Here is an 11,393-nt window from a genome sequence, read left to right as displayed (position 1 = left end):
TTCCGCTTTTCTCATTGTCCAGCTCCACCTCCTAGACCCTCGGCCAGAACGTCTCATCCAGCAAAGGCAAAAAGCGCCTTCACTGGATGAGCCTTATCTGTCTGTCGGGTCTGAACAGTCGGTTCCGCTTTTCTTTTTGACAGCTCCACCTCCTAGACCCTCGGCCAGAACGTCTCATCCAGCAAAGGCAAAAAGCGCCTTCACTGGATGAGCCTTATCTGTCTGTCGGGTCTGAACAGTCGGTTCCGCTTTTCTCATTGTCCAGCTCCACCTCCTAGACCCTCGGCCAGAACGTCTCATCCAGCAAAGGCAAAAAGCGCCTTCACTGGATGAGCCTTATCTGTCTGTCGGGTCTGAACAGTCGGTTCCGCTTTTCTATTAGTGTTAAGAAAAAAACTTGACATCACTACCTATAGCTTGTAAACTAATGACTTGTAAAGGCAATTCCCTTAACAAAGGAGAGACGCTGAGTGACGCTTGAAAAAACAACGAGAGTAAATTATCTGTTTGACTTTTATCAATCGTTGTTGACACCAAAGCAAAAAAGCTATATGTCGCTTTATTATCTTGATGATTACTCCTTGGGAGAAATTGCTGAAGAGTACGACATTAGCCGGCAGGCCGTGTATGATAACATAAAACGAACTGAGGCAATGTTAGAGCAATATGAAACCAAACTATTGCTTTTTCAAAAATTTCAAGAGCGTCAACATTTGATTGAACAATTAAAAGCTGCAGCGTTCAAGATTGATCAGGAACGTTCACTTTTGACGCTGATTGAGGCGCTGGAGAAATTAGATTAGGAGGCGGCATGTATGGCATTTGAAGGATTAGCCGACCGACTGCAGAATACAATCGCAAAAATCCGCGGCAAAGGCAAAGTGTCGGAGTCTGATGTAAAAGAAATGATGCGCGAAGTGCGATTAGCACTTTTAGAAGCAGACGTTAACTTTAAAGTCGTAAAAGATTTTGTGAAAAAAGTAAGCGAACGGTCAGTAGGACAGGAAGTTATGACAAGCTTAACTCCTGGCCAGCAGGTCATTAAAGTTGTTAAAGAAGAGCTGACTGCTTTAATGGGCGGCGAACAGAGCAAAATTGCCGTCGCCAATAGACCGCCAACCGTTATTATGATGGTTGGTCTGCAAGGTGCCGGTAAAACAACGACTACAGGAAAGCTTGCGAATCTGCTTCGAAAGAAACATAACCGCAATCCTCTATTGGTCGCTGCAGATATTTACCGTCCTGCTGCCATCAAACAGCTTGAAACACTCGGAAAACAGCTGAATATGCCAGTCTTTTCCCTGGGTGACCAAGTAAGTCCTGTTGAAATTGCCAAGCAGGCGATTGAGCATGCAAAAAAAGAACATCTTGATTACGTTCTGATTGATACAGCGGGCCGTCTTCATATTGATGAAACACTGATGGATGAGCTTCAGCAGGTAAAAGAATTATCAAAACCTGATGAGATCTTCCTCGTTGTTGATGCAATGACAGGACAGGATGCCGTAAATGTAGCACAAAGCTTCAATGATCAGCTCGGTTTAACAGGCGTAGTCCTGACAAAGCTAGATGGTGACACACGAGGCGGGGCTGCACTATCCATCAGATCTGTAACCCAAACACCAATTAAATTTGTTGGTCTTGGCGAAAAATTGGATGCAATTGAAGCATTTCATCCAGAACGCATGGCATCCCGTATTTTAGGCATGGGTGATGTTCTCACATTGATTGAGAAGGCACAGGCCAATGTGGATGAAGATAAAGCAAAAGAACTTGAACAAAAAATGAGGACAGCTTCGTTTACATTTGACGACTTCCTCGAACAGCTCGGACAAGTCCGCAGCATGGGACCGCTTGATGAGCTTCTTGGAATGCTCCCTGGCGCGAACAAAATTAAAGGGTTAAAAAATGCTCAAGTCGATGAAAAACAGATTGGATCTGTTGAAGCCATCATCCGTTCGATGACGAAGGAAGAAAAACAGCATCCTGAAATCATCAACTCTGGCCGCAGAAAGCGGATTGCAAAAGGAAGCGGAACGACCGTCCCGGAAGTAAACCGTCTCTTAAAGCAATTTGAAGACATGAAAAAGATGATGAAACAAATGACGAGCATGTCAAAAGGCAAGAAAAAAGGCGGAATGAAATTTCCGTTTATGTAACAATTTTTAGGTGTTAAGAAAAAACACTTTACAAAGTGCTTTTTCATTGATATCATACTATCTTGTTGAAATATTTTCGGAGGTGCTTTATAAAATGGCAGTAAAAATTCGTTTAAAACGCATGGGAGCTAATAAATCTCCTTTCTATCGTATCGTAGTTGCAGATTCTCGTTCACCACGTGATGGACGTTTCATCGAAACAGTTGGAACTTACAATCCAGTTGCTAACCCGGCAATCGTTGACATCAACGAAGAGCTTGCTCTTAAATGGATGCAAAATGGTGCAAAACCATCTGACACAGTTCGCAACTTGTTCTCAAACCAAGGCATTATGGAAAAATTCCATAACGCTAAACACAGCAAGTAAGGGCTGATTCGATGAAAGAGTTAATCGAGTCGATCGTGAAGCCGCTTGTTGACCATCCTGAAGATGTGTCTGTTGTAGAAAATGAACGTGAACATCAAATTGTCTACGAATTAACCTTACATCAAGATGATATCGGCAAGGTGATTGGAAAACACGGCCGGATAGCGAAAGCGATTCGGACTGTTGTATACGCAGCAGGATCTAACTCTAAAAAAAGAGTTCAGCTGGAAATTAATGATTAAGCAAAAAAAAGGGGAGGTATAACCTCCCTTTTTTTTGTACAATGAAAGAGATTCAGAAATGCTGTTATCAGAATAGATTACCGGAGGAATGGCGATGGAAATCTTCCAGACAGTTACGGTCAAACAAATATTGACAGAAACGAGCAGGGAACAGCTTTTAAATCATTTCATGCAAACCAAACAGCAGCTGGAACGGGAAATTGATCAGCTTGCCTTTCAGCTGAAGAAAAAAGAAAAAACGAATCAGACAGAAGAAATGCGCAAACAATATCAGCGGGAAATATCAAAGCGGATGGATAAAATAAAAATAGCCGACTTTCAAATACAGCAATTACATACTCTGCCGCTTGGAAGCGAAATGAAAGAAAAAGAGATGAATGCCATCCTGGAGGTTCAAGTCGGGGACCGCTGGGATGATCTTATAAAAGAAAAGACAATTGTGATTAAAGATGGAATCGTAGTCGAAATACGCTAGAGGTGAATAGGAATGGCAGAAAAATGGTTTAATGTAGGGAAAATCGTAAATACTCATGGTGTAAAAGGAGAAGTCAGAGTTTTATCGACGACGGATTTTCCTGAAGAACGCTACCAGACAGGAAATGTTCTCTATCTCTTTCAAAATGAACAAAAAGAGCCTGTAGAAGTAAAAATTAAAACACATCGTTTTCATAAAACATTCGATCTCCTTACATTTGAAGGACATGGTTCTATCAATGATGTCGAAAAGTATAAAAATTCCCTTATTAAAGTCCCTGAAAGCCAGTTGACAGATCTTGATGAAGGTGAGTACTATTTTCACGAAATTATCGGCTGTACGGTTTTAACGGACAAAGGAGAAGAAATTGGAACGATTAAAGAAATTCTTGAAACAGGGGCCAACGACGTCTGGATTGTCAAAAGAAAAAACAAAAAGGATGCGTTAATTCCTTTCATTGATGATGTTGTTAAGGAGATTGATGTAGAAGAAAAGCGCATTGTTATTTCACTGATGGAAGGACTAATTGACGAATGAGAATTGACTTTTTAACTCTCTTTCCGGAAATGTTTCATGGAGTGATCGGCAATTCCATTTTGAAAAAAGCGGAAGAAAAAGGTGCCGTCAGCTTTAAAGTAACCAATTTCAGAGATTACTCTGATCATAAACACTCAATTGTGGATGACTATCCATATGGCGGAGGAGCGGGCATGGTTCTGAAGCCGCAGCCTATATTCGATGCTGTAGAAGATATTCAAAAAGAAAGCGGCTCTGCTCCTAAAATTATTCTCGTATGCCCTCAGGGCGAAACGTATACCCAGAGAAAAGCAGAAGAACTTGCAAAGGAAGAGCATTTGGTTTTTATCTGCGGACATTATGAAGGATATGATGAGAGAATCAGAGAGCATTTAGTAACGGATGAAATTTCGATCGGGGATTTTATCCTTACGGGCGGGGAATTAGCTTCGATGGTTATCGCAGACAGCGTCGTCAGGCTGCTTCCGGACGTTTTGGGCAATGAGGACTCCCCAATGCTTGATTCCTTCAGTACAGGGCTTCTCGAGCATCCTCACTACACTCGTCCATCTGATTTCCGCGGCATGAAGGTTCCGGATGTATTAATCTCCGGCAATCACGCCAAAATTGATGAATGGCGGGAAAAAGAATCGCTGCGAAGGACTTTTAGCAGAAGACCTGATTTGCTCAGCTCTTTCGATTTAACAGACAAGCAGAAAAAGTGGATAGAAGAATTTAAAAAAGGTTAAATGCAGTATTGCGTGAGCTGTTTCGATATGATATGATGTTTCTTGTGATTTGGTTGCCTATAATGTGTTTTTCCTTGAAAGGCATTTGGCGCACGTCACACTAAAACGGTGTTCCGCTGCATGATTTATTTTGTAATGAGCATCTGTTGGAAGGAGTTGAAAACGATGCAAAAACTAATTGAAGATATCACTAAAGAACAATTAAGATCTGATCTTCCTGCTTTCCGTCCTGGAGACACTGTACGTGTACACGTTAAAGTTGTTGAGGGAACTCGTGAGCGTATTCAGATTTTTGAAGGTGTTGTCATTAAGCGTCGTGGTGGTGGAATCAGCGAAACTTTCACAGTTCGCAAAATTTCTTATGGGGTAGGCGTTGAGCGTACATTCCCAGTTCACACACCTAAAATCGCACAGTTAGAAGTTATCCGTCGCGGTAAAGTACGCCGTGCGAAACTTTACTACTTGCGCGAACTACGCGGTAAAGCGGCTCGTATTAAAGAAATTCGATAATCGATCGTACCTAAAAGGGCTTGTCTACTTTGAACAAGCCCTTTTTTCTTAATGTAAACAAACAATGGCTCTGCGCAGCCCGACTATAAAAGATTCATGACAAAAACGTGTATGAGAAGGTGAACTAAAAAGATGACCCGAAAAAAGAGCGAGTTGTTCGAATGGATTAAAGCACTCGCTATTGCAGTAATACTCGCAGCTGTTATCCGTTATTTCTTATTTGCGCCAATTGTTGTGGATGGCTTGTCCATGATGCCTACTCTGCACGATCAGGACCGTATGATCGTTAATAAGATCGGCTACAAAATAGGTGAACCGGAACGGTTTGATATTGTCGTGTTTCATGCAACAGAGGAAAAGGATTACATCAAAAGAGTCATCGGACTTCCGGGTGACCGTGTAGAATACCGTGATGATACGCTCTACATTAACGGAAAAGCCTACGCTGAGCCTTATTTAGATGAGTATAAAAATACGCTGATTGACGGACCTTTAACAGAACCGTTTACAGTAGAAGAAGTTCCGGAAGGCCAGTTGTTTGTAATGGGGGATAACCGCAGGTACAGCAAAGACAGCCGCCATATAGGCCCGGTGCCCAAAGATGAGGTTATGGGACAAACCAGCCTGATCTACTGGCCATTAAATGATATTCGATTTGTTAAGTAATGCTCTTTTCGCAGCCCATGTTTCTCAGCAAGTGCACAAAAAACATGCGAATGAGTAAAGAAATAAAGCAGGTGTAAAGAATGACTATCCAATGGTTTCCCGGCCACATGGCCAAAGCAAGACGTCAAGTAACCGAAAAATTAAAGTTAATAGATATCGTATTTGAACTTGTCGATGCAAGAATTCCAGTTTCATCAAGGAACCCGATGATCGATGAGATTATTTCAAGTAAACCGAGAATTGTGCTGCTGAATAAAGCAGATATGGCTGATCCGAAGGCGACCCAGCAATGGCTTGCCTATTTCAAAGGGCAGGGCATTCACGCATTGCCGATTGATGCAAAAACGGGTACAGGCATGAAGCAGATTGTTTCGATGTCAAAAGAAGTCCTGAAAGAAAAGTTTGACAGACTGGCTGCAAGAGGAGTTAAACCAAGAGCGATTCGCGCATTGATTATCGGCATTCCAAATGTCGGAAAGTCGACGCTTATTAACCGTCTGGCAAAAAAGAATATGGCAAAAACCGGAGACCGTCCGGGTGTTACTACTGCGCAGCAGTGGGTGAAAGTAGGCAAAGAGCTTGAACTGCTTGATACTCCAGGGATTCTATGGCCTAAATTTGAAGATGAGCTTGTCGGGCTCAAGCTTGCAACTACAGGTGCCATAAAAGATGCTATCTTAAATCTCCAGGAAGTTGCTTTTTATGCATTGGGATTTTTGGGGGAAAAGTATCCGCACCGGCTTAAAGAAAGATATGCACTTGAAGAAATTCCTGAAGACCGTGTAGAGCTTTTTGATGCTGTAGCGAAAAAAAGAGGATGCATCATGTCAGGCGGATGGGTGGACTATGATAAAACCTCCGAACTTCTTCTGAGAGAAATCCGTTCTGAAAAGCTTGGACGCCTGAGCTTTGAAACGACAGAAAGCATTCAGCAATAAGAAAAGAAGACTCGCTAAAAGGCGCGTCTTTATTTTTTTTTGTAAAAGGTTAGGCTCTTTTAGTTCTTACATATTGATTAATAAAGGCAGTGATATCCATGAAAAAGCAATCAACTGAACAAATCAGGCAAAAATTGATGCAAGTTCAGCGTTCAGACGATCCATTTTTACTCGAATGCATAAAAGATGATCGAAAAAGTGTACAAGCACTCGTCAAAAAATGGATGCGCAAGTTTGAACAGAAGAAAAAAGATAGGCAGATGTTTGAGGATATGATGACATTTGAACGTCAGGCAAGAGATAAGGGATATAAATACATATGCGGAATTGATGAAGTCGGAAGGGGACCGCTTGCAGGTCCTGTTGTGGCTGCAGCAGTTATCCTGCCTGAAGAATTTTATCTGCCGGGGTTAACTGATTCAAAAAAATTGTCTGCAGAAAAAAGAGAACTTTTTTACGGGACGATTCTGAGTGAGGCTGTTGCTTATGGAGTCGGCATTATTTCACCTGCTCAAATTGATGAGCTGAACATCTACCAGGCTACAAAAGCGGCGATGCTGATGGCTGTAGATGAGCTCGCTGTGAGCCCTGAGTACATGCTTATTGATGCGATGGAGCTTGCCCTCCCAATCCCTCAAGAATCATTAATCAAAGGGGATGCAAGAAGCGTGAGCATCGCTGCGGCCTCTGTCGTGGCAAAGGTAACGAGAGACCGAATTATGAAAAAGCTTGCTGAAACATTTCCTCAGTATGGCTTCGATCAAAATATGGGATATGGAACAAAACTGCATCTTGAAGCTTTAAATAGGGATGGGATAACTGACTATCACCGCAAGAGTTTTTCTCCTGTGAAAGAAATGGCACTCATTAAATAAGGGGGCAGTGCTAATGGATCATATCATTACTGGTAAACCACAGAGATTCATTCAAAAAGAAGAAATGCCCGGTTTCAGGAAGAATGATATCGTTTATGGGAAAATCCTTGATAAAACGGGGGATCGTGCTGTCATCCAAATTGGAGAAACTAAACTTCATGCAAGGATCGACAGCAGTTTTCCCTCTTCAGGCAGCTATTGGTTTGAAGTGAGATCCAGTAAAGATGCCATTCAGCTGAAAATGCGGTCGTTTGCCCAGATGTCCGGAGAGCCTTCAGATGCACCGGAATTTATCCCGAATCTTTTAAAGCAAGTGAATGCTGCACGGACAATAGGGACTGTGGATTTCATGCATCAGCTACTGCATGAGCACCCTGGAATCAAGCGAAAAGATCTGCAGCAGACATTGAAGCATGCTGCTGAAAAAGGAAGACGAGATCCGGCAAAGATGATGGCGTCCATAACTTTCGCCCTGAAAAATAACTTTCCTCTGTCTGCAGCGGTCTTAAATGCCCTTTTTGACGTGCAAAGCAGCGATACCCTCTATGATCAATTAAAACAGCTTCACAGTGTACTGGAGACTGAAGATGCCCTTAAGACTCAAATAGGCTCCATAATCGCTCAGGATATCGAACAAAATGCTGACGGCCTTGCCGGAGCATTATCTTTCTTCCAAAAGAAGGCTGGTTTAAAGGCGGAAATCTCCATTTTACAGCAGCTGGCAAAAGGGGCTGATTCTATCCGGCAAGAGGAGAATCTGAAGCTTCTATTGCTGTCTGCAAGTCGCAAACATTCTGATCCGGCTGTAAAAGAAAAAATCGATCAGCTGCTTTCAAAGCTGAACGGACAAACTTTGTTAAGTGCTGACCAGGGCTTCACTCAAAACCACTTCATGCAAATACCGCTCCATTATGGAGATTTTCAATCTGACCTGAACATCGAATGGACGGGCAGAAAAAATGATAAGGGAGAAATAGACCCTGATTACTGCCGGATCCTTTTTTACTTAAATATGAATGTTCTTAAAGATATTATGATTGATTTACATATTCAAAACCGCATTGTGACCGTCACGATTTATAATCAGTCGGCGCTGTTTCATTCGCTCTTACGCAAACATGCAGATGCCTTAAAACAAAAATTGCAGCAGCAGCATTATTCAGTAAGTTCAATCAAAATTGAACAGTTTAAAGAAGCTGAAGATCATCATTCTCAATTTATGGACAGGGTCATGTTCCGTAATCATCATGCATTGCAGGGAGTGGATCTCAAGATATGAAAAATGAAAATATGCAAAAGAAAGCGGCAGCACTCCGGTATCAAGATAAAAAGAATGCTGCTCCCCGTGTCACTGCTAAAGGTAAAGGGCATCTGGCGGACACGATTATTGAAGCTGCCAAACTAAATGATGTGCCAGTTCAGGAGGACCCTTCATTAATCGAAGTCCTCCATAAGATGGAAGTGAACGAACAGATTCCGGAAGAACTTTATCAGGCAGTCGCTGAAATTTTTTCATTTCTTTATCAGGCAGATAAAGAAGCCGAAACAATTATAGGCAAAGATTGATAATATTTTATATTACTAGAAAAATAATTTTTGTGAAAAAGTTTAAAAAAAATGAAGGATTCGACGAATTTCTGCAGAATAGTAGACAAAGAATCAACTATTTTATAAAATGAAAGCGCAGTCTATTTTTTTCGTACATAAGTTAGGAGGATGGGAAATGAATATCCATGAGTATCAAGGAAAAGAAATCCTTAGAAAATATGGAGTAGCAGTACCAAACGGCAAAGTTGCCTTCACAGTTGAAGAAGCTGTGTCAGCAGCAAAAGAATTAGGTACTGAGGTAGTTGTCGTAAAAGCTCAGATCCATGCGGGCGGCCGCGGTAAAGCTGGCGGGGTAAAAGTTGCAAAGAATATTGAAGAAGTAGAAACTTATGCGAAAGAAATTTTAGGCAAAACGCTGGTTACTCACCAGACAGGTCCGGAAGGCAAAGAAGTAAAACGCTTACTGATTGAAGAAGGCTGCGATATTAAGAAAGAATACTATATCGGACTTGTACTAGACCGTGCAACTTCACGTGTTGTCTTAATGGCATCTGAAGAGGGCGGAACGGAAATTGAAGAAGTTGCAGAAGCGACTCCTGAAAAGATTTTCAAAGAAGTAATTGATCCTGCTGTAGGTTTACAAGCTTACCAGGCTCGCAGAATTGCTTTTAATATTAATATTCAAAAAGAATTAGTGGGACAGGCTGTTAAATTCATGATGAGCCTGTACAAAGCATTCACTGAAAAAGACTGTTCAATTGCAGAAATCAATCCTCTTGTTGTAACAGGAGACGGAAAAGTAATGGCGCTTGATGCAAAATTAAACTTTGACGCAAATGCCCTTTACCGCAGAAAAGATATTCTTGAATACCGTGATCTTGATGAAGAAGATGCGAAAGAAATCGAAGCATCTAAATATGACTTAAGCTATATTTCTTTAGATGGAAATATCGGCTGTATGGTTAACGGAGCAGGACTTGCTATGGCTACGATGGATATCATCAAGTACTATGGTGGGGATCCCGCAAACTTCCTGGACGTTGGGGGCGGTGCAACGGCTGAGAAGGTAACAGAAGCATTCAAGATTATCCTTTCAGATCAAAACGTAAAAGGGATTTTCGTCAACATTTTCGGCGGAATCATGAAATGTGACATTATCGCTCAGGGAGTTGTTGAGGCAACGAAACAAGTTGGACTTGAAATTCCTTTAGTTGTCCGTTTAGAAGGAACTAACGTAGAGCTTGGCAAAAATATCTTAAATGAATCCGGTTTGAATATCACATCTGCAGAATCAATGGCTGATGGCGCACAAAAAATCGTATCTTTAGTAGGGTAAGAAAGGCAGGGGACTAAGATGAGCGTATTTATTAACAAAGATACTAAAGTGATTGTACAGGGAATTACAGGATCTACTGCTCTATTCCATACAAAGCAAATGCTTGAGTATGGCACGAAAATAGTAGGCGGAGTTACACCGGGAAAAGGAAACACGGAAGTAGAAGGAGTTCCTGTCTTTAATACAGTTGAAGATGCTGTTAAAGAAACAGGTGCGAACGCATCAGTCATTTATGTTCCGGCACCATTTGCTGCAGATGCTATCATGGAAGCTGTTGATGCTGAACTTGATCTTGTTATCTGCATCACTGAGCACATTCCGGTTCTTGACATGGTGAATGTGAAGCGTTACATGGAAGGAAAGAAAACACGCCTCGTGGGACCAAACTGCCCTGGTGTAATCACACCTGATGAATGTAAAATCGGCATCATGCCGGGATATATTCATACAAAAGGACATGTTGGGGTTGTTTCACGTTCTGGAACATTAACATACGAAGCTGTTCATCAGCTTACTCAAGCAGGCATCGGTCAATCTACAGCTGTAGGTATTGGCGGAGATCCTGTAAACGGCACAAACTTCATCGATGTTTTAAAAGCTTTCAATGAAGATGAGGACACGTATGCAGTTATCATGATCGGCGAAATCGGCGGAACAGCTGAAGAAGAAGCAGCGTTATGGATCAAAGAAAACATGACGAAACCGGTTGTAGGCTTTATCGGCGGCCAAACAGCACCTCCGGGAAAGCGCATGGGCCATGCTGGTGCGATTATTTCAGGCGGCAAGGGTACTGCGGCTGAAAAGATCAAAACAATGAATGAGTGCGGCATTAAAGTAGCTGACACTCCATCCGTTATGGGTGAAACATTGATTGAAGCACTTAAAGAAAACAATTTACTTGAAAAATGCAAAACACATTAAAAAAGATCTGGGAATAGCGTTTCATGCTATTCCCTTCTTTCTATAGAATACGATTTTAAAATGATTAAAAAAGCTTTCTAATAAAACTATA

The 11,393-nt window shown here is 41.7% G+C and carries 16 protein-coding genes; all 16 read left to right on the top strand.

The features are described 5' to 3' along the window. Window positions 1-211: hypothetical protein (locus tag E2R53_RS23445; protein ID WP_206197359.1), on the top strand; the 211-nt coding region annotated here is incomplete at its 5' end. Between the two features lie 259 nt (window positions 212-470). Then, entirely contained in the window at window positions 471-803 is a 333-nt protein-coding gene (locus tag E2R53_RS07520; protein ID WP_133311087.1) for a putative DNA-binding protein, read from the top strand. Between the two features lie 12 nt (window positions 804-815). Next, a complete protein-coding gene (gene ffh / locus E2R53_RS07515; RefSeq protein WP_070877224.1) occupies window positions 816-2,159 on the top strand; it encodes a signal recognition particle protein in 1,344 nt (447 codons plus the stop codon). A 94-nt stretch (window positions 2,160-2,253) separates the two neighbouring features. Then, entirely contained in the window at window positions 2,254-2,526 is a 273-nt protein-coding gene (gene rpsP, locus E2R53_RS07510; RefSeq protein WP_070877225.1) for a 30S ribosomal protein S16, read from the top strand. 11 nt (window positions 2,527-2,537) lie between these two features. Beyond that, on the top strand, window positions 2,538-2,768 hold the full coding sequence (locus E2R53_RS07505; protein WP_133311086.1) for a KH domain-containing protein: 231 nt from the start codon (window positions 2,538-2,540) through the stop codon (window positions 2,766-2,768). Between the two features lie 94 nt (window positions 2,769-2,862). Then, window positions 2,863-3,243, top strand: a complete 381-nt coding sequence (locus E2R53_RS07500) for a YlqD family protein (protein WP_133311085.1) — start codon at window positions 2,863-2,865, stop codon at window positions 3,241-3,243. A gap of 12 nt (window positions 3,244-3,255) precedes the next feature. Next, window positions 3,256-3,780 carry a ribosome maturation factor RimM gene (gene rimM / locus E2R53_RS07495; protein ID WP_133311084.1) on the top strand — a complete coding sequence of 175 codons (525 nt, stop codon included), beginning with the start codon at window positions 3,256-3,258 and terminating at the stop codon, window positions 3,778-3,780. Next, on the top strand, window positions 3,777-4,508 hold the full coding sequence (gene trmD, locus E2R53_RS07490) for a tRNA (guanosine(37)-N1)-methyltransferase TrmD (RefSeq protein ID WP_133311083.1): 732 nt from the start codon (window positions 3,777-3,779) through the stop codon (window positions 4,506-4,508). Before rimM ends, trmD begins: the two co-directional genes overlap by 4 nt. Before the next feature lie 165 nt (window positions 4,509-4,673). Then, the gene (gene rplS / locus E2R53_RS07485; RefSeq protein WP_029281375.1) at window positions 4,674-5,018 is read left to right on the top strand and encodes a 50S ribosomal protein L19; all 345 of its coding nucleotides are present in this window, start codon (window positions 4,674-4,676) and stop codon (window positions 5,016-5,018) included. Between the two features lie 132 nt (window positions 5,019-5,150). Continuing rightward, on the top strand, window positions 5,151-5,684 hold the full coding sequence (gene lepB / locus E2R53_RS07480) for a signal peptidase I (RefSeq protein WP_133311082.1): 534 nt from the start codon (window positions 5,151-5,153) through the stop codon (window positions 5,682-5,684). Between the two features lie 80 nt (window positions 5,685-5,764). Beyond that, entirely contained in the window at window positions 5,765-6,622 is an 858-nt protein-coding gene (ylqF, locus tag E2R53_RS07475; protein WP_133311081.1) for a ribosome biogenesis GTPase YlqF, read from the top strand. Between the two features lie 98 nt (window positions 6,623-6,720). Beyond that, entirely contained in the window at window positions 6,721-7,497 is a 777-nt protein-coding gene (locus E2R53_RS07470; protein ID WP_133311080.1) for a ribonuclease HII, read from the top strand. Window positions 7,498-7,510: 13 nt separating this feature from the next. Continuing rightward, window positions 7,511-8,776 (top strand): hypothetical protein, encoded by a 1,266-nt coding sequence (locus E2R53_RS07465; RefSeq protein ID WP_133311079.1) that lies wholly within the window; start codon window positions 7,511-7,513, stop codon window positions 8,774-8,776. Further along, window positions 8,773-9,063 (top strand): EscU/YscU/HrcU family type III secretion system export apparatus switch protein, encoded by a 291-nt coding sequence (locus E2R53_RS07460; RefSeq protein WP_133311078.1) that lies wholly within the window; start codon window positions 8,773-8,775, stop codon window positions 9,061-9,063. Before E2R53_RS07465 ends, E2R53_RS07460 begins: the two co-directional genes overlap by 4 nt. 157 nt (window positions 9,064-9,220) lie before the next feature. Further along, window positions 9,221-10,381 (top strand): ADP-forming succinate--CoA ligase subunit beta, encoded by a 1,161-nt coding sequence (gene sucC, locus E2R53_RS07455; protein ID WP_070877235.1) that lies wholly within the window; start codon window positions 9,221-9,223, stop codon window positions 10,379-10,381. 18 nt (window positions 10,382-10,399) lie between these two features. Continuing rightward, window positions 10,400-11,302, top strand: coding sequence for a succinate--CoA ligase subunit alpha (gene sucD, locus E2R53_RS07450; protein ID WP_070877236.1), 903 nt, complete (start codon window positions 10,400-10,402; stop codon window positions 11,300-11,302). Window positions 11,303-11,393: the final 91 nt, after the last annotated feature.

Source organism: Peribacillus frigoritolerans, assembly GCF_004358755.1.
Lineage (GTDB): Bacteria > Bacillota > Bacilli > Bacillales > Bacillaceae > Bacillus_P.
This window is presented reverse-complemented; position numbering and strand designations above follow the sequence as displayed.